24 protein-coding genes and 1 tRNA gene are annotated in these 22156 nt (G+C 33.9%); 19 read left to right on the forward strand and 6 right to left on the reverse strand.

The features are described from left to right. Positions 1-92: 92 nt before the first annotated feature. From MY1_RS01470 to MY1_RS01515, 10 genes are all read left to right on the forward strand, one after another. Positions 93-344, forward strand: a complete 252-nt coding sequence (locus MY1_RS01470; protein WP_007549733.1) for a DNA-directed RNA polymerase subunit H — start codon at positions 93-95, stop codon at positions 342-344. Then, positions 345-3692 (forward strand): DNA-directed RNA polymerase subunit B, encoded by a 3348-nt coding sequence (locus MY1_RS01475; protein WP_007549735.1) that lies wholly within the window; start codon positions 345-347, stop codon positions 3690-3692. It begins immediately after the preceding gene. Beyond that, entirely contained in the window at positions 3692-7483 is a 3792-nt protein-coding gene (locus MY1_RS01480) for a DNA-directed RNA polymerase subunit A' (RefSeq protein WP_007549736.1), read from the forward strand. The genes MY1_RS01475 and MY1_RS01480 overlap by 1 nt, the downstream gene beginning before the upstream one ends. Positions 7484-7508: 25 nt before the next feature. After that, a complete protein-coding gene (locus MY1_RS01485; RefSeq protein WP_007549737.1) occupies positions 7509-7739 on the forward strand; it encodes an LSM domain-containing protein in 231 nt (76 codons plus the stop codon). A gap of 68 nt (positions 7740-7807) precedes the next feature. Beyond that, the gene (locus MY1_RS01490; protein ID WP_048110265.1) at positions 7808-8962 is read left to right on the forward strand and encodes a hypothetical protein; all 1155 of its coding nucleotides are present in this window, start codon (positions 7808-7810) and stop codon (positions 8960-8962) included. Positions 8963-9016: 54 nt separating this feature from the next. Further along, complete coding sequence (locus MY1_RS01495) at positions 9017-10483, forward strand: tetratricopeptide repeat protein (RefSeq protein WP_048109373.1); 1467 nt, start codon at positions 9017-9019, stop codon at positions 10481-10483. Positions 10484-10565: 82 nt separating this feature from the next. Further along, positions 10566-10889 (forward strand): ribosomal L7Ae/L30e/S12e/Gadd45 family protein, encoded by a 324-nt coding sequence (locus MY1_RS01500; RefSeq protein ID WP_007549740.1) that lies wholly within the window; start codon positions 10566-10568, stop codon positions 10887-10889. A gap of 64 nt (positions 10890-10953) precedes the next feature. Further along, positions 10954-11418, forward strand: a complete 465-nt coding sequence (locus MY1_RS01505; protein WP_007549741.1) for a NusA-like transcription termination signal-binding factor — start codon at positions 10954-10956, stop codon at positions 11416-11418. Between the two features lie 3 nt (positions 11419-11421). Further along, entirely contained in the window at positions 11422-11859 is a 438-nt protein-coding gene (locus tag MY1_RS01510) for a 30S ribosomal protein S12 (protein WP_007549743.1), read from the forward strand. A 2-nt stretch (positions 11860-11861) separates the two neighbouring features. Continuing rightward, positions 11862-12461: a 30S ribosomal protein S7 gene (locus tag MY1_RS01515; protein ID WP_007549744.1), complete on the forward strand. Its 600-nt coding sequence runs from the start codon at positions 11862-11864 to the stop codon at positions 12459-12461. Positions 12462-12473: 12 nt separating this feature from the next. On the opposite strand, the gene MY1_RS09635 is transcribed toward MY1_RS01515, so the two are convergent. Together MY1_RS09635 and MY1_RS01520 are read right to left on the reverse strand one after the other, a co-directional pair. Then, a tRNA-Gln gene (locus tag MY1_RS09635) sits at positions 12474-12581 on the reverse strand. A gap of 44 nt (positions 12582-12625) precedes the next feature. Beyond that, positions 12626-12946: a hypothetical protein gene (locus MY1_RS01520; protein WP_007549746.1), complete on the reverse strand. Its 321-nt coding sequence runs from the start codon at positions 12944-12946 to the stop codon at positions 12626-12628. A gap of 35 nt (positions 12947-12981) precedes the next feature. Here MY1_RS01520 and MY1_RS01525 point away from each other — a divergent pair, with 35 nt between their 5' ends. Then, the gene (locus MY1_RS01525; protein ID WP_007549747.1) at positions 12982-13686 is read left to right on the forward strand and encodes a YkgJ family cysteine cluster protein; all 705 of its coding nucleotides are present in this window, start codon (positions 12982-12984) and stop codon (positions 13684-13686) included. Here MY1_RS01525 and MY1_RS01530 read toward each other — a convergent pair. Continuing rightward, a complete protein-coding gene (locus tag MY1_RS01530) occupies positions 13683-14696 on the reverse strand; it encodes an NAD(P)/FAD-dependent oxidoreductase (protein ID WP_007549748.1) in 1014 nt (337 codons plus the stop codon). The two genes, MY1_RS01525 and MY1_RS01530, sit on opposite strands and share 4 nt — an antisense overlap. Positions 14697-14810: 114 nt before the next feature. Between MY1_RS01530 and MY1_RS01535 the strand changes: the two genes are divergently transcribed. Together MY1_RS01535 and MY1_RS01540 are read left to right on the forward strand one after the other, a co-directional pair. Then, entirely contained in the window at positions 14811-15020 is a 210-nt protein-coding gene (locus MY1_RS01535) for a hypothetical protein (RefSeq protein WP_007549749.1), read from the forward strand. A 39-nt stretch (positions 15021-15059) separates the two neighbouring features. Beyond that, the gene (locus tag MY1_RS01540; RefSeq protein WP_007549750.1) at positions 15060-15659 is read left to right on the forward strand and encodes a nitroreductase family protein; all 600 of its coding nucleotides are present in this window, start codon (positions 15060-15062) and stop codon (positions 15657-15659) included. On the opposite strand, the gene MY1_RS01545 is transcribed toward MY1_RS01540, so the two are convergent. Beyond that, complete coding sequence (locus tag MY1_RS01545; protein ID WP_007549751.1) at positions 15656-15859, reverse strand: hypothetical protein; 204 nt, start codon at positions 15857-15859, stop codon at positions 15656-15658. The genes MY1_RS01540 and MY1_RS01545 overlap by 4 nt on opposite strands. Positions 15860-16019: 160 nt before the next feature. Between MY1_RS01545 and MY1_RS01550 the strand changes: the two genes are divergently transcribed. From MY1_RS01550 to MY1_RS01560, 3 genes are read left to right on the forward strand one after another with little or no spacing between them, the layout of a single operon-like run. Beyond that, the gene (locus MY1_RS01550; RefSeq protein WP_007549752.1) at positions 16020-16433 is read left to right on the forward strand and encodes an arginase family protein; all 414 of its coding nucleotides are present in this window, start codon (positions 16020-16022) and stop codon (positions 16431-16433) included. After that, positions 16430-16705, forward strand: coding sequence for a hypothetical protein (locus tag MY1_RS01555; protein WP_007549753.1), 276 nt, complete (start codon positions 16430-16432; stop codon positions 16703-16705). The genes MY1_RS01550 and MY1_RS01555 overlap by 4 nt, the downstream gene beginning before the upstream one ends. Beyond that, positions 16705-17205 (forward strand): hypothetical protein, encoded by a 501-nt coding sequence (locus MY1_RS01560; protein WP_007549755.1) that lies wholly within the window; start codon positions 16705-16707, stop codon positions 17203-17205. The genes MY1_RS01555 and MY1_RS01560 overlap by 1 nt, the downstream gene beginning before the upstream one ends. Before the next feature lie 45 nt (positions 17206-17250). On the opposite strand, the gene MY1_RS01565 is transcribed toward MY1_RS01560, so the two are convergent. After that, complete coding sequence (locus MY1_RS01565) at positions 17251-17541, reverse strand: rhodanese-like domain-containing protein (RefSeq protein ID WP_007549756.1); 291 nt, start codon at positions 17539-17541, stop codon at positions 17251-17253. A 298-nt stretch (positions 17542-17839) separates the two neighbouring features. On the opposite strand from MY1_RS01565, the gene MY1_RS09580 reads away from it, so the two are divergent. The 3 genes from MY1_RS09580 to MY1_RS01575 all read left to right on the forward strand — a co-directional run bounded on the left by MY1_RS09580 (position 17840) and on the right by MY1_RS01575 (position 19088). Beyond that, positions 17840-17941: a zinc-ribbon domain-containing protein gene (locus tag MY1_RS09580; protein ID WP_157832749.1), complete on the forward strand. Its 102-nt coding sequence runs from the start codon at positions 17840-17842 to the stop codon at positions 17939-17941. Between the two features lie 128 nt (positions 17942-18069). Then, positions 18070-18552 carry a hypothetical protein gene (locus MY1_RS01570; protein ID WP_007549760.1) on the forward strand — a complete coding sequence of 161 codons (483 nt, stop codon included), beginning with the start codon at positions 18070-18072 and terminating at the stop codon, positions 18550-18552. Between the two features lie 113 nt (positions 18553-18665). Further along, positions 18666-19088, forward strand: coding sequence for a DoxX family protein (locus MY1_RS01575; RefSeq protein WP_007549761.1), 423 nt, complete (start codon positions 18666-18668; stop codon positions 19086-19088). A gap of 184 nt (positions 19089-19272) precedes the next feature. Here MY1_RS01575 and leuS read toward each other — a convergent pair whose 3' ends face one another. Continuing rightward, entirely contained in the window at positions 19273-22152 is a 2880-nt protein-coding gene (gene leuS, locus MY1_RS01580; protein WP_007549762.1) for a leucine--tRNA ligase, read from the reverse strand. Positions 22153-22156: the final 4 nt, after the last annotated feature.

Consider the following 22156-nt stretch of genomic DNA (forward strand, 5'->3'; position numbering starts at 1 on the left):
GATTAGATATATATTAACCTGAGCGTGACTTTTTTTCAGTTTGTGTGTATTGTTTGCTGTTACATTTAATGTTCGTCATGGAGGTTTTGTAGATGGCAACTAAGAAAAATCAGGTTTTAGTGCCTGACCATATTTATGTGCCAAAACATGAAATTATTTCAAAACAAGAAGCTGAAGATGTCCTAAAAAAATATAATTGTAAACCCACAGAATTACCATTGATTTTTGTAAACGATCCTGCAATATTGGGACTTGGTGTAAAACCAGGCGATATGATAAAAATCACAAGAAAGAGTCCTACTGCTGGTGAGAGCCTTTACTACAGATATGTGGTGGAAGTTTAAATGGCAGATCCTTCAGTTAAACGTTGGCCAATAATTCAAGATATCTTGAAACGTGAAGGTATTGCACGTCAACATCTTAATTCTTTTGATGAATTTTTAGAAAGAGGTCTTCAAAGTATTATCAACGAAGTAGGACAAATTGAAATTGAAAATGCTGAATATCCCTACAAAATACAACTAGGTAAAGTCAAACTACAACAACCAAGAATGATGGAGCTTGATGGTTCTATCACTCATATCACTCCAGCAGAAGCTAGACTAAGAAATGTTTCATATTCGGCACCTGTAATGATGGAAGCAAGTGTTGTTGAAGATGGAAAAATCTTAGAATCTAGATTTGTCCATATTGGCGATGTACCTGTAATGGCAAAATCAAACGCTTGCATTTTACATAATTTTTCAACACAAAAATTAGTTGAACATGGCGAGGATCCAAATGATCCCGGTGGTTATTTTATTATCAATGGTTCTGAAAGAGTTATTGTAGGATTAGAAGATCTTTCATACAACAAAATAATTGTTGACAGAGAAAGTGTGGGTGGAAATACAGTTTTTAAAGCTAAAGTTTATTCTTCAATTGTTGGTTATCGAGCAAAACTAGAATTGGTAATGAAAAACGATGGTTTGATTGTAGCTAGAATTCCAGGTTCTCCTGTTGACATTCCTGTTGTTACACTAACTAGAGCACTTGGATTAGAATCTGATAGAGAGATTGCAGCTGCTGTTTCACTTGTTGATGAAATTCAAAATGAATTAGAAGGTTCATTTGAAAAAGCAGGTGACGTTCCAACAGCAAAAGATGCAATTGTTTACATCAGTAAAAGAATCGCTCCTGGAATGTTGGAAGAATTCCAAATCAAACGAGCAGAGACTCTTTTAGATTGGGGCTTATTGCCACACTTGGGTAAACATCCAGAGAATAGAAAAGAAAAAGCACAATTTCTTGGTGAAGCTGCATGTAAATTATTAGAACTTAAACTTGGTTGGATCTCACCAGATGACAAAGATCATTATGGAAATAAAGTAATCAAATTTGCAGGACAAATGTTAGCTGATCTATTTAGAACTGCATTTAGAAATTTGGTTCGAGACATGAAATACCAATTAGAAAGATCTGGTCAAAAAAGAGGCATTAACGCAGTAGCTGCAGCAATTCGTCCAGGTATTATCACTGATAAATTAAACAATGCAATTGCAACCGGAAACTGGGGTAGAGGACGTGTTGGTGTAACTCAATTATTAGATAGAACAAACTACCTTTCAACTATTAGTCATCTTAGAAGAATTCAATCTCCACTTAGTAGAACTCAACCAAACTTTGAGGCAAGAGATTTACACGCTACACACTTTGGAAGAATCTGTCCTAGTGAAACTCCTGAAGGTTCTAACTGTGGTCTGGTAAAGAACTTGGCGCTTTCTGGAATTATTTCTGTAAATGTTCCATCCGAAGAAATTGTTGAGAAATTATATGATCTTGGAACAATTCACTTCTTTGATGCAAAAGAAGATGTGAAAAAAGACGGAGCTAGAATATTTGTTGATGGTAGATTAATTGGCTATTACAAAGATGGTGCTGAACTAGCAGAATCGCTAAGAGAATTAAGAAGAAATTCAAAAATTCATCCTCATGTTGGAATATCATTTCATCAATCTGCCATTGAAGGTTCTACAAAACGACTTTATGTTAATTGCAATGCAGGACGTGTTTTACGTCCATTGATAATTATCAAAGATAACAAACCATTGCTCACACAAGACCTATTGGATAAAATCTCCAAAAAACTTCTTTCATGGACTGACTTGTTGCGTATGGGAGTCTTAGAAATGATTGATGCCAACGAAGAAGAAAATTGCTATATTACATTAGATGAAAAAGATTCAAAGAAACATACACATCTTGAAGTATTTCCACCAGCAATTCTTGGTGCCGGTGCTTCTATAATTCCATATCCAGAACATAATCAATCTCCAAGAAACACATACGAATCTGCAATGGCAAAACAAAGTTTAGGATTTTCAACTCCAATGATGAATACCAGTACTTATGTCAGACAACATTTGATGTTGTACCCACAAACACCTATTGTTAATACTAAAGCAATGAAATTATTAGGATTAGAAGATAGACCAGCAGGACAAAACTGTGTTGTGGCAGTATTACCATTTGATGGTTATAATATTGAAGACGCAATTGTACTAAGTAGATCATCAGTTGACAGAGGTCTCGGAAGAACATTCTTCTTTAGAATTTATGATGCAGAAGCAAAACAATATCCTGGTGGAATGCGTGATGCTTTTGAAATTCCAAACGCTGAAGACAACATTCGTGGTTACAAAGGTGAAAAAGCTTATCGATTATTAGAAGAAGATGGAGTAGTTGCATCTGAATCTCCAGTTCATGGTGGAGATATTTTAATTGGAAAAACAAGTCCACCACGATTTATGGAAGAATATAGAGAATTTGAGTCATCTGGCCCTTATCGAAGAGACACTTCAATTGGTGTCAGACCGTCTGAAACCGGTGTAGTTGATACTGTTGTAATGACACAATCAAACGAAGGTGGAAAGATGTACAAGATTAGAGTTAGAGATATGAGAATTCCTGAAATTGGTGACAAATTTGCATCAAGACATGGACAAAAAGGTGTCTTGGGAATTTTAGCAAAAGCTGAAGACTTGCCATATACTGCTGATGGAATTTCACCCGACGTTTTGATTAATCCACATGCATTCCCATCAAGAATGACTGTAGGAATGTTCATGGAATCAATTTGTGGTAAGGCTGCAGCACTAAGAGGAAGTCAATTTGATGGCTCTGCATTTGTAGGAGAAAAAATGGATGAAGTTAAACCTGTAATGGATGCTGCTGGATTCAAATATTCTGGTAAAGAAACAATGTATGATGGAAGAACTGGTAAATCATTTCCAGTCGATGTCTTCATTGGAGTAGTATATTATCAAAAATTACACCACATGGTTGCAGATAAGATTCATGCAAGAGCACGTGGACAGGTTCAGATGTTAACTAAACAACCAACTGAAGGAAGAGCCAGAGGTGGTGGTTTAAGATTTGGTGAGATGGAAAGAGATTGTTTGATTGCATATGGTGCATCAATGATTCTTAAAGATAGATTACTTGATGAATCTGATAAATCTGATATTTTTGTCTGTGAGAGATGTGGATTAGTTGCATATCATGACGTAAAACAAAGAAAATACATCTGCCGAGTTTGTGGTGATAAAGCTAAAGTTTCATCAGTATCTGTTGCATATGCATTCAAACTTTTGTTACAAGAAATGCAAAGTTTGAATGTGGCTCCAAGATTACTCATTAAGGAGAAGGTATAATGTCGATTCAAGCAATTAAAACAATTGATGCAATTAGATTTTCAGTTTGGTCTCCAACTGAAATTAGAAAATATTCTGTAGCTGAAATTACAGCTCCTGAAACATATGATGAAGATGGAATGCCTGTACAAGGAGGTCTTATGGATGGTAGACTTGGTACGCTTGAACCTGGACAAAAATGTCTAACATGTGGAAATACTGCCGCTAGATGCCCTGGTCACTTTGGTCATATTGAACTTGCAGAACCTGTTTTACATATTGCATTTATTGATAATATTTACAAACTATTACAATCAACTTGTCGTTCTTGTGCAAGACTCAAGGTTCCACAAGAAGATTTAGAAGAATTTAGAAAAATTAAAGAAAAACACGCTGCTTATACTGTAATTTCTGAAAAACGTATTCCAGAACAAATTATTGAAAAAGCAAAAAAAGCAAAAGAATGTCCTCATTGTGGTAAAACACAATATGAGCTAATCTTTACAAAACCTACTATCTTTGTTGAAAAAACAGAGATTGGTGAACACAGACTATTACCAATTACAATTAGAGAAAGATTCACTCAAATTATTGATGATGATCTTAACTTATTATCATATGATCCTGTGACTGCAAGACCAGAATGGTTTATTTTACAAGCACTACCTGTTCCACCAGTAACTGTAAGACCATCAATTATTCTTGAAACTGGAATTCGTTCTGAAGACGATTTAACGCATAAGATGGTAGATATTATCAGAGTTAATCAAAGACTGAAAGAAAGTAAAGAAGCAGGAACACCTCCGTTAATTGTTCAAGATTTAGTAGACTTGTTACAATATCATACAACCACATATTTTGATAATGAAGTATCTGGCATTCCACAAGCTCATCATCGTTCAGGACGTCCACTAAAAACATTAACTCAAAGATTAAAAGGAAAAGAAGGAAGATTCAGAGGTTCACTTTCTGGAAAGAGAGTAGATTTCTCTAGTAGAACTGTAATTTCACCTGATCCTAACTTGGACTTGTCTGAAGTAGGAGTTCCTGAACAAGTTGCAATGAAATTAACAATTCCTGAAATTGTTACTGAATGGAATATTGAAAGAATGAGAACACTTGTAATTAATGGACCAAACAAATTCCCTGGTGTTAACTATATCGTAAGACCCGATGGTGTTAAAATTAGATTAGATTTTGTTGAGGATCGTTCTACAATAGCTGAAACATTAGAAATTGGATATCTTGTAGAAAGACATCTTGCTAATGGTGATATTGTCTTGTTTAACCGACAGCCATCTCTTCATCAAATGTCAATTATGGCTCACTATGTGAGAGTATTGCCAGGAAAAACTTTCAGATTACATCCATCTGTTTGTCCTCCATACAACGCAGATTTTGATGGTGACGAAATGAACCTTCACGTTCCTCAAAGTGAAGAAGCAAGAGCAGAAGCAATTCTCTTAATGAGAGTTCAAGATCAATTAATTTCACCAAGATATGGTGGTCCAATTATTGGAGCTCTAAGAGACTTTGTCACTGGCGCTTATCTTTTAACTAAAGATGATACTGTTTTGACTCCACAAGAATTTTACAATTATGCCATGCTTGGTGGATATACAGATAAACTTCCAAAACCTGCAACAAAAACTAAAGATGGTTTGATGTATACTGGTAAACAATTATTCTCATTATTCTTACCAAAAGATTTCAACTATGTCATTACATCAAAGTGGTCAAAAGGAACCAAAGGTGCACAAAAAGACGTTGTAATTAAAAACGGTGAATTACTTAGTGGTGTAATTGATAAATCTTCAATCGGTGCAGAAGAACCAGAAAGTGTGTTGCATAGAATTGCAAAAGACTATGGTAACACCAAGGCAAAGAACTTTTTGAATTCTATTCTAATTATGGTAAAACAATACATTACTCATTATGGATTTAGCTATGGTTATGCAGATCTTGAAGTACCTGAAAAAGAGAAACAGCAGATTCTTGATGATATTCAGGAGACATATGGTATCATATCTGATCTTACTTCTCAATATGAAAAAGGAACTCTAAAGCTTACTAGAGGAATGAGACCTGAGGAAGCACTAGAAGCATACATTGTAAATGAATTGGGAAAAGCAAGAGACAAAGCTGGTATGACTGCAGATCAATCCCTTGATCAAAGTAATGCTGGAAGAATTATGGCTACAACTGGTGCAAGAGGTTCAGCACTTAACATCGGTCAGATGGCAGGTGCATTAGGACAACAATCAAGAAGAGGAAGTAGATTACATGCTGGTTACAATAATCGTGCATTACCACACTATCAAGAACATGATAAAAATCCTGACGCACATGGTTTTGTTAAATCAAATTACAGAGAAGGACTTTCTGCACTTGAATTCTTCTTCCATGCAATGGGAGGTAGAGAAGGTCTTGTAGATACTGCAGTTAGAACACAACAAAGTGGATACATGCAGCGTAGACTTATCAACGCGTTAGAGCACATTAGATTAGAATATGATGGAACTGTAAGAGATCCACACGGTCATATCATTCAATTCCTTTATGGTGAAGATGGAATAGATGTTGCAAAAAGTGATCATGGTGAAGCATTCAATGTTAATAGATTAATCGAATCACAAATCATTGTTGATTCTGGAAAGAAGGCAACAAAAGAAGAAATTACTGAATTAACAAAGAAATACACAAAGACATTCAATCCTAGATTAAAGGAACTTGTATCTGAGGGATTACTTGATTCAAAATTAAGTAAGGAAGGTGCAGAAATTGTTTGTAAGAAAGGTCTATCATTATACAACAAAGCCAAAGTTGAACCAGGACAAGCAGTAGGAATTATCACTGCACAGTCAATTGGTGAACCTGGTACTCAGATGACTCTAAGAACATTCCACTTTGCAGGAATTGCAGAAAGAAACGTAACTTTAGGTCTTCCAAGATTAATTGAACTTGTTGATGCAAGAAAGAAACCTGTCACACCAACTATGGATATTTATCTTGATAATGAATCTAAAAAATCAAGAGAAAAAGCAATCGATATTGCAAGAAATGTTTTGCAAACTAAAGTGAGTGCATTAATCTCTGATAGTGAAACTGATTACACATCTCAAATTAAATTAATTCTTAGTGCAAACAGACTCAAAGAAAGAGGATGTACTGTTAGTGAAGTAGAGGCAGCATTACAATCAAACAAAAAATTCAAAATCGAAACAACTGGAGATCTAATCACTCTAAAACTAGTCGATGAATCTGATGCTCCAACTGTTATTGCAATTAGAAACAAAGTACTCAATACCACTGTAAAAGGAGTCCCAGACATTGAACGTGTAACTCTAGTTCAAAAAGACGACGAGTGGGTAATTCAAACAACTGGTTCCAATATTGCCAAAGTACTTGAAGTTCAAGGAATTGATAAGAAAAACGTTAGAACAAACAACGTGTTTGAAATTGCAGGTACATTAGGAATAGAGGCATCTAGAAATGCTTTGATAAATGAGCTGAAAAATACTTTAGAAGATCAAGGTCTGGAAGTTGATAATAGGTATATCATGTTAGTGTCTGATTTAATGTGCTCAAGAGGATACATGCAGCAAATTGGTAGACACGGAATTGCTGGTACTAAAGATAGTGTTCTTGCAAGAGCAGCATTTGAAATTACAGTTCCAACAATTGCACATGCTGCATTAGCTGGTGAAGTTGAACAACTCAAAGGTATTACTGAAAACGTAATTGTTGGTAGCATGATTCCAATTGGCAGTGGAACCGTAGATCTTTACATGCAAGTAAGTAAGAAGAAATGAGGAACAATAAAAAACAGTGATTAAGATGGGCGATGAAATTTCTAATTTAATGAGCAATAACAAAGACAAAGTCATTTTATTGCGATTAAGAAACAACAAATCTGTCAGAGGAAATTTACAAGACTTTGATGTTCATATGAATTTGACATTAGAAGACGCTGAAGATATCTCTGATGGAAAAACTGTAAAACTTGGAAAGATACTTTTACGCGGAGATAACATTTTGGCAGTATCGCTGCCAGATGAAGAATCTTAGCCGAAAAATATCATTCATTCTTAAATATTAAATTCAAACAATATTCTATTATGCTTCTGTTGTTTCCTATGGTTTTTTTATTTTTTTTATTGCCTGTATATGCTGAACAAATACCTGACTATGATAATCCATACGCTCCAATCTTTACTGACAAAACAGTATACACTTGGACTGATAAAGTTAAAATGACTATTCATGCACCAAGCTGGAACGCCGATAGATATTTGATTGATTCAATAGGTGATGATGATCATCCAATCAAAATTTCTACAAGAGGATACTTACTATCTCCATACAAATTTACTGAAACTGATGTGAATTCTGGAAAGTTTACCGCTGAAATAATTCTTACAGGATTTTCCCATGATGCTGATGGTGATGGTGATTTTGATACTACTCCTAGAACTATGGGAAATGGACCGACAAGCGGATTTTTAGAATCTGATAGTGATTCTGCATTAACTATAACATTTGAATTTGCAGATGGGGTTGTTCTTACTAAATCTGTTCCAATACAGTGGAATATTGGATCTATTCAATTCTCTGAAGAACATTATCTATCTGATCAAACTGCAACAATACATGTAATTGATCCTGACCTTAATCTCAATCCAGAATCCTTAGATCATATTCCGATAAAAATTTCTTCAAATTCTGATGTGTCAGGCATAGAAGTAAGTGCAGTAGAAACATCGGAAAGCTCAGGCATATTTACTTCAACAATATCATTTACACAAAATTCATCATCAAGTGGAAATAGACTTTATGCATTACCTGGAGATATAATTTTTGCAAAATACGATGACTATACCCTTCCAAAACCTTATTCTGTATCTGATAATCTTGCAATAAAAACATCTGCAACAATTGGCACTTCTTCTTTAGCATTGCAAAGTCTACCAATTATATTTTCAGATAGTATGGGAAATCAAATCTCTGCAGTCTCAACTAATGATCAAATACAGATCGTTGGAAAGATAATAAATCCACAAAATTATAAACAAAAATTTGTTTATCTCTTTCAAGTAAAAGATGAGAATAATTTTGTAGTATCTTTATCTTGGATACAAGGAGAAATATCTGCAAATCAAAATTTAGATATTTCCCAATCATGGATTCCACAACAAACTGGAAATTATTCTATTGAGACATACACATGGAACTCGTTGACTAACGCAGCTCCACTATCTCCCTCGTTATCAACATCTGTTTTTGTTAATTAAGTAATAGTATGATTTCTACTTAATCAATAAATACAAAATTACGATTTTAGCCGTGTGTTTGGATATACTATTGGATTATTGCTAGTGTTAATTGTATTATTTCCACTTACAATACCTTCAATATTTGCCGATCCAATTTTGCTAGACTTTGATAAAACCGAATATCATACTGGTGATAATATGCTGATTACAGGACATATCTCAAATTATAAGATGCCAATAATAGCAATGAGTCTTTTTGATCCTGAAGGGGATATTTTATCTGCAAATAATTTGATTATTGACTCCAATGGTACCTTCTCTAAAGAATTTTCATTAGACTCTCCGTTTTATGATAAATCAGGACAATACACTGTAAAACTAAATTATGGTAAGATAGTTCAAAATGAATTTTTTACAATTATAGGTAATACTTCTGAGCCTGAAATAATAATTCCGGAATCTATAGCACCTGAAATTATTTCCATAAACACTGACAAGAATCAATACTATGATCAAAATTTTATCACAATAACAGGTTCTGTTAATACAATTGATTCTCCAACTGTACTGATTGGAGTTCATGATCCATACGGTACACCAATCGGATTTTATTTTGGAGAAATTAATTCTGACTTGAAATTTTCTACAAAGTTTCTTGTAAAGTCTGGTGTTAATTTTAAAATCGATGGAACTTATCAAGTAAAAGCACATTATGGTGAGAGTGAAAAAACAATAAACTTTGAATTTTCTAAAAAACTAGATACTGTGATAGAGCCAGAAATAAAAACACCAGAAATAAAAACACCAGAAATAAAAACACCAGAAATAAAAACACCAGAAATAAAAACTTCTGAAAAAAATATCAATTCAGTTGATTATCAATCCCAGATAAAAAAATATGATAATCTATCTGTTGAAGATATAGAATTAGGAAAACTACTAAATCAAATTAATTTGGATTGTGATCATAGTAGACTCGTTGATACCATTTCATATAATGATGGAATGGGACCGGCGCTATACCGACTTTGCAAATTTGATCAGTCCTTGAATTTCTTTAATGACTCTTTATCAAAAGATCCAAACAATGTTGAAATTATAACTAGTAAAGGTTCTGTCCTTGGAAAAATGGGTCGTACTTTAGAATCTATTTCATATTATGATGCAGCTCTCAATATAGATCCAGATTTTATTCCTGCAATTAACAATAAAGCAAATGCCCTTGCAAATATGAAAAAATATGGCGAATCTATCTCTCTTTACAATAAAGCCCTTGAAAAAAATCCAAGTTATGATACTGCAAGAAAAAATCTCCAATTAGTTTTACAAGAATCCTCATTGGGAAATATAGTATTTACTGAATATGCTTCTACAAGCACAGATATTCCATCTAACATCGTATCTTCAAAAAATACCATGACTGAAAAACTGCAAACGGAAAATAATTTAAAAACCCAAACAAAAAATCCAACTAATATCTTTGAAGAATTATCTTTGGTATTTTCATCATTAGGCTCTCTCTTCGGATTTCAAAATTAAGAGTGATTTCTAGTTTTTTTATATGTAAAATTTCAATAAACCTATAAAGCCCAGTAAAGACGATTGTGAATAAGGATAACACATGAGTAAGATACTAGAAAAGACACTAAAAGATGCACAGAAAGAAAATACATTAACAATTGGCACTAAACAAGTATTGAACTCTATGAAAGATTCCAAATTAATTGTCCTGTCTCAATCTGTAAAAAAAGAGATGTTTGCAAAAATTGAATCAGATGCGAAAAAAGAAAAAATACCATTAGTTAACTTTCAGGGAACTTCAGTTGCATTAGGAAGACTATGCGGCTTACAATTCCGAATCTCAACAATATCATTTACATCAATAACTGATGCAAACATTAAATCAATTCTTAAAGATACAGAAACTGAGGAAAAAAATGAATAAACATTTCATCTCTAATCTAAGTTTAAATGAGACAAATTTTGTTCGGAGTTAAACAGGAATTCTAATGACACAATCAATTAAACTTACAACAGATCAAATGCGAATGATGTCACTCTTTCAAAATGTTACAGGTGCAACTGCTCGTGATTGTGTCGAAGATGAAAAACAAGATCGTGTAATTTTTGTAGTAAATACTGGTAAAATGGGATTGGCAATCGGAAAAGGTGGAATTCATATCAAATCATTGCAAAACATTGTAAAGAAAAATGTCGAACTCGTTGAATTTGACGAGGATCCAGCCAAATTTTTAACAAATCTCCTTAATTCTAAACTCGTCTCTGAAGTAAAAATAAATACACGTGCCGATGGTTCAAAACAGGCAATAGTTATGGTAGACCCAAGAAAGAAAGGCATTGTTGTAGGAAGAGAAGGCAGAAATGCTGAGAAAGCAAGACTTTTAGCTAAACGATATTTTGATATTACGAGTGTATTGATTAACAGTCCTGAAAAAGCAACATTGGAGATGTAAAATATGACAAAATCACCACTAGGTTTATTCGCAGGCAGAGTTCTAATCGCAAAAAGAAAGAGACAACGATGGGCAATCTCTACTTACAAAAGACGAAAACTTGGTATTGATAAAAAAGCAGATCCTCTTGGTGGTGCTCCACAAGGAAGAGGAATAGTTTTAGAAAAAGTAGGTATTGCAGCAAAACAACCAAACTCTGCTGTAAGAAAATGTGTTAGGGTTCAATTAATTAAAAACGGTAAAACTGTAACAGCATTCTTGCCCCGAGACGGTGCAATGAATTTCATTGATGAACACGACGAAGTACACATCCAAGGAATGGGTGCAACACAAGGTGGTGCAATGGGCGATATTCCAGGTGTACGATTCAAAGTATTCAAAGTAAATGGAACATCTCTTAACGAACTAGTAACTGGCAAGAAAGAAAAACCAAGGAGATAAAATTGGCTGAGACAAAAAATTTCTTATTATTTAGAAAATGGGACATGTCTGATATTGAAATCCAAGATCCTGGATTAAAGACAGCAATTTCATTAAGACGACAAATCTTACCCTACACTTTTGGTCGTTCAGCATTAAAGAGATTTAATAAAGCTGAAGTAAACATTGTAGAAAGACTTTGCAACAAAGTCATGCACTTTGGAAAGAAATATGCTAAAAACACTGGACGTATGACTGGTAAGAAAACCAAAGTACTCAACACTGTTAAAGTTGCATTTGATATTATTGCATTAAAGACTGGAAAAAATCCAGTTGAGGTGTTAGTTAGAGCAATTGAAAACTCTGCGCCAAATGAAGACACTACAAGAATTGTATATGGTGGTACAGTCTACCATGTATCAGTAGATGTAGCTCCAATTAGAAGAGTCGACATGGCACTAAAGTTCATTGCAGACTCTATACGAGATGCAACATATTCTAATCCAAAACCAATTGAAGAACATATGGCCGAACAGCTAATCTTGGCCGCAGCAAACGACCCAAATGCTCCTTCTGTAAAGAAGAAACATGAATTAGAAAGAATAGCACAAGCTTCTAGATAGTAATTTTACCAGTAGCCCGAGGCAGATTCGAACTGCCGTCTCCGCCTATCCACTCTTGAGATCCAGAGGGCAGAATCCTTGATCTAAAATTTTTTTATTTGACCGCTAGACTATCGGGCTACCAAAACAAATTCTGATGTTTTAGCATATAATCATTTACTAATTTACTTGAACTGCACTTCATGAATGGCAGTTGCATAATCGCATTCTGCTTTTAATCTCATGTATGGAATTAATCTATAATGAATAGAGTAAAGATGATCTTCTTTTCTAATAATTCCTTTTTGCATTAGTGATACTAGACCACGGGATGTAATCCCAATCTTTGTATTTGTTTTTTCACATACTTCGTCACGTTTTTTTTGATATTGCTCTAATGAAAAAGCTACATCATTAATTTCTAAAATTAAAGGCCACACAATTTCAGCCCAGACAAATCTTCTGTTTTCAGTAGCCGATGCATATTTGCCTTTTTCACTCAACATTAATAACATCTGCAAAAGAAGTTATAACTTAATAGTTGTCTCAAAAAGAAATTGAAGAATCACTGAATTTATTGCAAAAAGATTGGGATGTTGATCCCATTTTGCGCCAATTCATGCTAGGAAAAATAACTGATGTTAGTGATTATTCCATTAAAGTAAAAGATGTAATTTTTCATATTCCATATTTGGCATCTGAAAAAAAATATATTTTGTGGAAATGTTTTTGGCCCGACTGTCATAACTGCTGTGACCGACAAGGTAGATTACCATTAACATCTGATGATCTAATTACAATTGGAAAGGGTCTAAAATACAAAAAAACATCCGATTTTATAAAAAATGAAACAATAACTACAACTTGGCAAGACTCTTCTCCTTCTGGCCAAACCACCACAATGACTACAATTAATCTAAAACGAAAAAAAGATGAGACCATACAGGAAGATGGGACTCATATCTCTTGTAGATTCTTAGATGAAAAAGGTGGATGTAGTATGCATCCAGATAGGCCTGGTGTATGTTATCTCTATCCTTTCTCTACATGGCTTGAAAATGAAAAAGGTATGGCACGAGTTCATGCTACATACCAGTTTACGGGTGATTGTCCTGGATTTTACCTAGCAGAAGACATGCAACAAATGAAACAAGAGCTCAAAGACTATTCAAAAATAATTTATGATTATACCTTATCATCAAGCAGAACAATGAGAGAAAACTTTGGTTCTGTAAGTTTTGGTTAGGCCTTTGCTACTTTCATCAGATCAGAAATCTTTACATCCATTCCAAATCTAGCTTCGTTTTTCTTCATGTATCTAAAAATTGAGATAAAGTCTGGAAGTGACTTGAAGAAATTAAAGTCCTTGTGAATCTTTGCTCTAACAAACTTGAAAACTTTGTCGTAAATTTTGTAATGTTCATCAACTGCTTTTTCATAAGCTGCAAAGTCATGCATGTTCTCAACAAAGATATCCACACACTGCATACTTGGAATGATTCCCTCACCTAGTAACGCATAGACAGTACCAATTGATTCTCCAACTCCTACAACTTTGCCTTTGTAAAATGGTTTGCACTTGCCAGGAGTTGCAAGTCTAATTGGCCTTCCTTTAGTTTTTTGAACTTTACCGCCATACTTTTTTAGAAAATCGTCAGTTGCCTTGATGTGATTCTTTCTGTAATCGCCTGCACCAATATGTGCATACTTTTCACCTAGTGGGAAATACCAAAAATACCCAGACATTCCTGGAAATGGTTCAATGTAAAAGTCATCAAATGGAACCTTGTCTTCATACTCTACTTTGTATTCGTATGTTGGTAAGAAAAAATCCTCTTCTAGCTTTGGAAGATAAGTTCTTGCAAATCCAGTACAATCAACTATCATGTCATACTCTTTTTCTAGTTCTTCTAGCTTTGGTGCTACGCCGTAGATAATTTTAGAATCTTTAATGAAATCTTTGATTAATGCAAGTTTGTCATATGTGCACAAGCCATGCAGACCGATATCAAATTTTACGTTATTATTCATCTTTACATGCATGGTTTTTCCGTCATGGATTAGAAAGTCATCAAAATTTCGTCCTACTTTACTGCAAAACTTGTCTAGTTCTGATTTTATTGTACCCCATGCGCAAATAGAATCATGTCTCTCTTGTGTGCTTCGTTCATAACCTACAACCTCATGTTCTGAACTTTTGAGTCTGGCCATAAGATAACTTCCTGCAACACCCATGCCCATAACTGCAATCTTCATTTAGCCTAAATCTGGCCAGACCTAATAAAAACACTATCTGGTGATTTTACAAATTTTTGAATTTCTCAACTAATCGTATTAATACTATGAACATTTTATACAAATTCAGGTAAAATGGGGACTATACAAGCAATCGAAAAACTTGAAAATTCAAACCAAGGAATTCAAGTAATTTTAGACCATCTTGCAGAGCAACTATCTGACATGAAGCAAGATCCAAGATTAGAAGGACTGATGGATGATCTGGAGAATCTGTTTCATGCTTATCTCAAAACATGGATGAAAAGCAACACCGATGTAATTACAATGCTAAAAGAACAATAGACTATCTCAAGTTAAATTTGGAAAGATTTTATAAAAACCATGGATACATTTGATGCAATAAAATCAAGAAGATCAATTAAGAGTTTTCAAAATTATACAATGAGTAAAGAAGAGATTAATCAATTATTGGAAGCTGCTATTTTATCTCCAACATCATATAACATCCAGAATTGGCGATTTGTCATTGTGACAAAACAGGAGATCAAAGACAAGCTTTGCGCTTTATCATATGGTCAGAAACAAGTGGCAGAAGCCTCTTTGGTAATTATTTTATGTGCTGACTTGAAAGCATGGGACAAAGATCCTGAACGATACTGGATAAACATTCCAGAAGGCCCACGTCAATCTATTGCAAAAGCAATTAGACAATCATACACTGGAAATCCAACACTTGAAAAAGATGAGGCAATGCGTTCTTGTGGATTTGCAGCTCAGACTATAATGCTTGCAGCAAAAGCTATGGGTTATGACACTTGCCCTATGGAGGGATTTGATTTTGGAAAAGTTGGTAATCTGATCAATCTGCCATCTGATCACATCATATCTATGATGGTAGTTGTTGGCAAAAAAGCAAAAGATGCTGCTCCTAGAGGTGGACAGTTACAATTATCTGAAGTAGTCTTTGAAGATCATTTTTAGTGGTTTGAGAAAGGATATTTTTCATCACATTTACTACATCTATCATGCATTCCTTTAGCTGGTTTTGTTACTCCGCAAAACTCACAATATCGCATAATTCCAAGATCAATTAATTTTTTAGAGCAAAATGACCACTGCTCTTCAGAATGCTTTGATTGTGTATTGCTGCAAATAAGACAAATTTCATCTAATTCATTCAATGACTGTTCGGATTTAATGGCATTTTTATTATTTGCTAATGATTCTTTCAGAAAACAATCCTAAAAATAATTTTTTAACAAATAACTTTTAGAAAATATGGATCAAAGATATGAATGAATTCTTAGTGAGTGTTATTACTAAAATTATTCTAAATACTTTATGACAAAAGAACAATCACAAGTCCACAAATGGACTGCTGATGAGACAGTTGCAAAAATACAACATGCCTCAAAAAACATCAAAGAATATTCCTTTTTGATGAGAAATACAGTCAAGACAGTTCGAGAAAGTGGTGCCATACCAGAACTAGTTGATGCAATACGTGAAGCTTCGTTTGCATTACGTGATACTGTAAATGAAATCAACCAGACAGCAAAAGAGATTCACAAAAAAGGAATAGTAACAGAAACAGCTAACGCAATAGATAGTACAATCATCTCTATTGAAGACTCTGTAAATACCGTAAAAGAGATTGTAGTTGATGCCGAAAAAGTACTACCCAATTCAAAAAAGGCTGTACAAGATGGAATTCAAAAAGCAAAACATCTCAAGCTAAAAGTAGGTGTAGCATGAGAACAGAGCAGAAATTGGTTTTACTGCCACCAATTTCTAATTCTGTAAAGTTTAGTTTGTTTTTACACACATTGGATTTAGTAATTAAAATTGGCAGATATTTTTCTATAATTTCTATTGTTTTAACTGGATTGAATTTATTTTTTGCAGTAAACGACTTTCATGGAAATAGCATTGCATTTGGAATACTGCACTCTCTTTTTGCAGCAAGTGGCATTGTCTTTGCTACCCAGTCACGCGTAATTGAATGTATTAACAAATCTGTGATCTGATGGAAGAAAAAAAGAGTAAACTAAGTGAGATTCGAGCCACTACTTTTGATGTAGTTGAGATAATGCGTCTCATAGGCAATCCTGGAGTGATCGAATCACTAAGTAAGGTACGAGATACCACTTTCCAAATAAATGAGATTATTCAGGGACTTCAGACACCTCAAATGGTCAAAAACATTGAAAACTTTAGAATAATTTCTGAGAACTTTAATGAAGTTTCTAGTAAAATGCAAAGTACGGTTAATCATCTAAAGGAGACTGGCATTATTGACAAAACTACATATCTTGTAGATTCTGTAAAACAAAAAATTGATTCATTTGATGGAATCAATGTAGACATTGGTAGTGTTGTTGCATCTACAAAAGAGATGCTTGATTCTGTTTCTGGTCTTGTAATTGAAATAACACAGACTGTCTCTTCAATTAAAAAATCACAGACAGTAGCTAATGTTTCCGATTCTGTTACCGGTGTAAAAGAATTATACCATACAATATCATAACTAATTCCGTTTCAGACATTGTTCAAATTTATGATTCAATAAAATTTAGAGCCAAGATGAATATCCACCATCAAGTGTAATTGCATAAAATCCTTCTTTTGTCAACTCGTCAGCTGCAATGTTTCCACGATACCCAGAACTACAGTAGGTACAGATTTTCTTGTCTCGCATATCTTCGATCTGTTTTTTCTTTGTATTGCGAATTGTCAACCCTAAAGGCATGTGAATAGAGTCTTCAATTATACCGCCTTTTAATTCATCTATTTCACGAACATCAATTATTACAAAATCATTTTTTTGAGACATTAGCTCCTTTGCTGTAATCTTGTCTGCCATGAATTGTTTTATGAGTACTGCAATTTATTTTTGTTCCAAATGTTTAAGAATATCAATAAATTTAGATCATTTATGGCTCAAAGTAAATGTCCTTACTGTAGCTCACTGTTTGAAAACAATGAGGTGCTATCAAAGCACATAGACAAAGTACACAATGCTGCAGAACCAATCTAGTCTTTTTATGTAAAACGTGCCTGATCAGATATCATAACTCCAGTCAGTGCAGCCAATTTTTGCTTCCATGGACTGGATTTGCAAGTTTTTAAAATTTTAAATCAAATAAAATTATATTTATTTTGTGAAACCTCAATCATGTAGAAACTGTGGAAAAGAGTTGTATCAAAACCAAAGGGCTTGTCCTAGTTGTGGTAGAGATACTGGTTATGATGATACAGAGTAATTTCTGGATCTTAATTTATTGTTTTTAACCAATAATTTTTGAAAATAACACAAATTTCATCTAAAATATTAAAAATCAATATGGAAAATTATGATTTAAATTATATACAATTAAAGACAATTATCTGTATGGCAAGTACGCCTATTTGGATTGCAATCATTATTGGTGTTTTCTTTGTAGGAATTGGTGTAAGTTATGCACATTTTGCCAGCACTTATGATCCAATGTCTATGAAATTTCAAAATCAAGAATTGTTTAATCAAATGATGTCAAATAATCCAAAGATGTCTCAACAGTGGATGAATTCAGATATGATGAATCAACAACAAATGATGAATGATCCACAGTTTAGGCAACAAATATTTCAACAAATGATGCAAAACCCCGATGATATGATGGAATGGATGGCAAAAGATCCTCAACATGTTGAACAGATGTCAAAGATAATGAAAGAAGATCACATGTTTATGTCAAAAATGATGTCTACTATGATGAATGATCCGGATTTGAGATTGCAAATGGTGGGTCACATGTCAGAAAATCCAGAGGCATTCAAAGAAATGATGAACATGATGGGTTCTGGAATGAACCAACAAATGATGCATCCATAAAAAAATAATTTTACATTTGTAAAGTATCCATATTATATTTCAGTTTAGTATATTTTACATTTGTAAAGTCTATTGTTTTACTATCTCCACTTTTTAGAATATCTGAAGAAAAAATGAACGTAACCCAACAAGTCACAAAAATAAATAGACTCCATGAGATAACCTACTGGGGAATAAGAGCATCAGTAGGAGTAATCTTTATCGTATATGGATTGCAGAAATTCAATCCAATATGGAAAGATTATCTTATTGGATTTGGATTGCCGCCAGAACTGCAAATCCCAGTAGCATTGGCAGAAACTATTGGCGGAATATTCCTAATTGCAGGATTCATGACTAGAATTACAGGAATAATATTTAGTGTGATTCTACTTGATGCAATATTTCACATTAGATGGGAAAAAGGATTTTTCATATCTCAAGGAGGCTGGGATTATGATCTTGCATTACTTGCAATGGTTCTTTTTGTTCTAGTTACAGGTTCAGGTAAGATATCCATTGCATCAAAAGTGAAGATTCCACACCTTCTTCACTGATTTTTTTATTTTTGACATCTATCTGCGTCCATTTTCATCCTCAAAATAATGGCAGTCTCTGTGTCTCATTTTTATTCCTGATATGGAGGTTGGACCCAAAAAAGAAATAATATTTTGCTATATGTGTTGCCAGTGGAACTTTTTCAAAAATGGTATCTGAGTCACTAATATTGAATCTAAATCTCTATTCAATCAATATTGCTGGTTTGAATGGTCTTGCATGTCTTGCCTTTGCTTTAGGGTCATAGATTCCATCATCTGATTCAGAAAACACATCAATATCTACTCCAAACTCCTTCTTTCCAATGTCGGTTAATTCATTTGTCAGGAATTTTTTCTCATCAAATTCTTTTGATTCTAATTTCATCTGTCTGATTTCAGTTGGTTCTGATAAAATATCCTTAATTGTCTTTTGAACAAAGTCTGGAGTTTTTTTAACATCTGCAGTTTCTGAATTTGCAATTAACTCCTTCATTACAATTCCCATGTTTGTTTGTCCTGACATCACTTTTTCTAAAATTGAATGATATACTTTGGATTTGAATAAATCAGCAGTATAGATTGTAATCTTTTTTGGAGTAATTTTTGTTACTTTAAGAATATTTCCTATATCGTCAATTAGTAATTTTAACAATTCTTCGGATTGAATCGCAGATGCATTGATATTCTCTTCAGAATATTTTGGCCATTGAGAAGTTGATGCTAAATCAGAATGTCCAAGTTTTTCCCACATCTCTTCTGCTATATGTGGTGCAAATGGTGATAACATTGCAACACGTACTGAATTTATCTGATGTAAAATTCCTGAAATGTTTGTCCTATTTTTTGCATTTACTCTTTTTGTGTACCAGCTAAGATCAGATTCAAATGAAAACAAGATATCATGCAATGCCTCTCTTAATCTCATCTTTTCAATAGATGTGGTAACTTGAGATATCATACTCTGGGTTTTAGATAAAATCCACTTGTCTTCAGCCTCCAAATTCTCAATTTTCTCTGCTTTTAGCCTCGAGCATTCGTTGTATAATGATTCTAGTTTGTTTTGAATGCCTGAGACTGACTCCATGTTAAAATCAGCATCCTGAAGTAATTCTGCTGATATAATAATTGCTAGTCTAATTGGGTCTGCGCCATAATCTTGAATTGCTTTTCGTAATGGTATGATATTTCCCATACTCTTTGACATTTTAGAACCGTTCATCAATACTGAACCATTAACTACAATTTCTTTTGGCCAGTTGTTTTCAGGAAATATTGCAACATGATTTAAAACAAAGAATGTCAAGTGATTTGGAACAAGGTCACGTCCTGAATGTCTTGAATCCACTGGATAAAAGTAGTCAAATTCTTTTTTGATTTGATTAATTACATCGACTGTTAATTCTGTAATTGAAGATACCTTGTTTGCATCACCTTTGCCCAAGAAAATATAATCAAAGAATTCTGGAGATAATTTTTCAGCCTTTAGTGTTCCATCATTTACAAATTTTGAAATTGTATAGTATGCCATGTAAATTACAGAATCTGATAGACTTTCTACGATCCAGTCCTTATCCCATGGCAGTTTAGTCCCAAGTCCATGCTGTCTTGCACAAGCTCTTTCTCTCAACCACCCAATTACATAGTTAAACTCTGATCTAATCTCTTGTGGTAAAATATTCATCTCATCAAAACATTTGGTAGCTAGTTCCTTCCAGTCTTTATTGCCATAGTTTAGGAACCACTGATTGTTAAGAACCTTGACTACACATTCAGCTCCACATCTACATCGAACAGGAGTGTTTGTTAGTTCTAGTAAAATATCTGCATGCTTGTTTTTGATTAGCCATTCCTTGATTGTATCTTTTGCATATGCTACTTTGATTCCAGCAAATTGTTCTGTATTTTGTTTTAATTTTCCACCGTAGAACTCTTTTCCATAAACCTCCTTTGTTGCTTCTTCTAATTTTGGATCACTTTGATTTACGACACCAAATTTCTCAACTGCTTCTTTTGCTGGATTTTCTCCAAAGCCTTCAGTCTGAATAATTGAGATTGGGATAATTTTGGCTACTTTTGAGGCTAATTCAGGCTCAATTTTGGCCTTTTTGAGATCTTCAAGTGCCTGATAATCAAATGGAGCATGGGCTGGAACTGACATTACCATTCCTGTACCAGTTCCGCTTTCAACAAAACTAGCTGGAAGCATTAGGATTGATTCATTTCTGTGTGGAACTGTAACTAATTTTCCAATTAGTTCTGCACCTTTTATCTCGCCATCATGTGTAATTTTTTTATCCAAAAATTCTAACTTATATGCACATTCTTTGCTTACAATCCATTTTTCGTTATCCACTGTAATTTTCTTATAAATTATTTCAGGATTAACCCAGAGATTGACAACACCAAAGATTGTTTCAGGTCGAAGTGTTGCAGTTGGTATGATGTAATCTTCATACTTGAATTTAATTAAAATATATTCAGTAAAGTCTGGCTCCACATCTCCCAAAGTATCATGTTGTGATACAGGATTTTGATCCTTTGGACACCAGCCAACTGGATGAGAACCTTGAATGATTAATTTTTTTTCCCTTAATGTTTTGATCTGCCACTCGATAAATTTACTATACACTGGATCAATTGTTGTAAACTCCCGTCTCCAGTCAATAGAATATCCAATCTCAATCATTCCTGTCTTGATTTCTTTGTGGAAATAATCTGCAATCTTTACTGGTTCTACAAATGTCTTGATTGATTCTTCTGGTACTCCGTAAAGATTTTTTAAATTCTCAATTATTTCTCTGTCGTTTGCCTCTACTCTTTTTGCCATCCCAAGTATTGGAGTTCCAGTATAGTGAAACGCCATCGGAAAGAGTACATTGAATCCATTCATTCTATAAAATCTTGCATGAACATCAGCTAGCGTGTATGTTCTACCATGTCCAATATGTTGAGGTGAATTTGGATATGGATATGCAACTGTTATGAATTTTTTTTCTTTTTCACTTGGATCTGTTTCAAAGTTTTTCGAGTCATTCCATCTCTTTCTCCATTTTGATTCAATCTCATTCCATCTTATTTCCATAATA

The organism is Nitrosarchaeum koreense MY1 (assembly GCF_000220175.1).
GTDB lineage: Archaea > Thermoproteota > Nitrososphaeria > Nitrososphaerales > Nitrosopumilaceae > Nitrosarchaeum > Nitrosarchaeum koreense.